The sequence below is a fragment of the Pseudoalteromonas sp. SG41-2 genome (genome assembly GCF_014164535.1).
Classification (GTDB): domain Bacteria; phylum Pseudomonadota; class Gammaproteobacteria; order Enterobacterales; family Alteromonadaceae; genus Pseudoalteromonas; species Pseudoalteromonas rhizosphaerae.
Map to the genome: position 1 here is coordinate 1 of NZ_JACJFK010000085.1, position 1314 is coordinate 1314.

Consider the following 1314-nt stretch of genomic DNA (forward strand, 5'->3'; position numbering starts at 1 on the left):
CCATAGCCGAGTTCCTATTTTGATTCAATCGGTTACTTCGATTTTACGTAAAATATAAAAAGAGGATTTGCTGTTGCTTTAATGGGCGTTTTGGAAGGTATGACAGGTGTTTAAGTGGCTTATTTAGAGAGGTAGCAGCTTACCTTTATTAATGCATCGTGTTTTGCAGCTTTTCTATATTATGAACTAAGCAATACAGTTGCCGCAGAATGCAGTGAATGCATTCACTTTCGTTTGTCCGCGTAAGGTCAATTTATTCATTCCTTTGTTAACTGTAATATTCCGCTGTTTATTTAAAGGAAAGCAGGCTCTATACAGCCAAGTCGTTTGCCATTTCGTCAATAAAAAGCTGCCGTTGCCCCATTGGGCTGTCTATTTTGACTTTGATTATTATATCTAACGGTGGATTTAGATCTCTGGATCCGCCGTAGGATAAGAATGTGCTACTGGCGACAATCGCGCTATTTATAAGGAATAGCACGCACTAAAGTACGTAGTTTAATGAAATTGGGGGTTAGTGAGCGACTCGCCATAGCATGTGGTATCACCAGCACCAAAAGTAGGCGCTTGGAAGCGAAGGGCCTTGTCGAAGCTCAAAAACAAAAGGAATTAACATTGCGCTAGGCAATGACTATTTAGCGTCAAAAGGTTTAGTGTCACTGAGAGATATTTGGATCAATATTCATTACGGGAGATGAACCGCCCATTGCACTTCCTGCTAATAAAAAGCGCATGATGGGTGGTGTGGGGGCTGGAGGTTAGAGACCTCCGGCTACCCGATTAGGGATATTACTCCAACAAAGCCTCTTTAGTTTCAATAAGTATGCGAGCAACTTCAAGTGCCTTTTTACTATTTGCGGACATTCCCATTGAACCTGTTTCTACTTTAATTAAATAAGCTGAAACCTCATGTTCTTTAGGGTCGTTGAGTAACAACTTAAAAACTTTTGGTAAATAAGATTGGTATTCATCACGAGCCATCGGTATGTCGCAAACACCTATAGGATCCCAAAGGTAAAATAGGATTTCATCAACTCGACGATATAGTCCTTTTTCCGAAGTGCTGAGCTTATTATTCATATATCCCTAACGAGCCTGTAGAATTACTCGTTTTTAATTTATTTTTATTGATGCATTAACCATAGCTGAGTTCCTATTTTGATTCAATTGGTTACTTCGATTTTACGTGAAATATAAAAAGAGGATTTGCTGTTGCTTTAATGGGCGTTTTGGAAGGTATGACAGGTGTTTAAGTGGCTTATTTGGAGAGGTAGCAGCTTACCTTTATTAATGCGTCCTGTTTTGCAGCTTTTC

At 39.4% G+C, this 1314-nt stretch carries 1 protein-coding gene and 1 pseudogene; one reads left to right on the forward strand and one right to left on the reverse strand.

Annotated features, from left to right (window positions below; translation table 11 throughout):
* Positions 1 to 402: 402 nt before the first annotated feature.
* Positions 403 to 698, forward strand: a pseudogene (locus H5186_RS23230) (hypothetical protein); the annotation flags it as partial.
* 91 nt (positions 699 to 789) lie between these two features.
* Here the strand turns inward: H5186_RS23230 and H5186_RS22475 are convergent.
* Positions 790 to 1080: a hypothetical protein gene (locus tag H5186_RS22475; protein WP_182795038.1), complete on the reverse strand. Its 291-nt coding sequence runs from the start codon at positions 1078 to 1080 to the stop codon at positions 790 to 792.
* Between the last annotated feature and the right edge of the window lie 234 nt (positions 1081 to 1314).